Source organism: Anoxybacillus sp. MB8 (genome assembly GCF_011006755.1).
GTDB lineage: Bacteria > Bacillota > Bacilli > Bacillales > Anoxybacillaceae > Anoxybacillus > Anoxybacillus gonensis.
The window spans coordinates 1-455 of sequence record NZ_RXXX01000135.1 but is presented as its reverse complement, the minus strand read 5'-3'; the positions used below and the strand labels follow the sequence as shown (position 1 = coordinate 455).

At 46.6% G+C, this 455-nt stretch carries 1 protein-coding gene; it reads left to right on the top strand.

Annotated elements, in window-relative coordinates; all coding sequences use genetic code 11:
- On the top strand, positions 1-455 hold a 455-nt coding region (locus tag EKC99_RS15540; RefSeq protein ID WP_205597829.1), incomplete at both ends, for a UPF0236 family transposase-like protein.

The window sequence follows — 455 nt, the reverse complement described above, 5'->3', positions numbered from 1 at the left end:
ATGAGCCACGAAACGATTCGTCAGTTGATTGTCGAGGCTGAAGTCGTTGGACACCGCAAGATGGAGAAAAAAGGTCGGGTATTTTTCATTGAGGCAGACGGACTATACGTCAAACGCCAACGAAGCCGCATGAAAGGGAAAGAAGAGAAAATTGTGACGATTCACCAAGGATGGGAGAAAAACGGCAAACGAGTTTCTTTGGTGAACCGACGCTACTATGTTCATCAAACGAATGAGCCAATCTGGGAAGCCGTCGAGAGCTTCTTAGTGAAAGAATATGGGTATGATCCACTAGAAGATTGGGTCGTCATCAATGGAGATGGTGCGCCGTGGATTACGGCTTGTCGTGAATATTTCGGAGATAGAGGGTACTTTCAACTCGATCGGTTCCATGTGGCGAGAGAGATTCGTCAATTGTTCCGAGGTCATGCAAGATATCGGGTGATTCGAAAGAA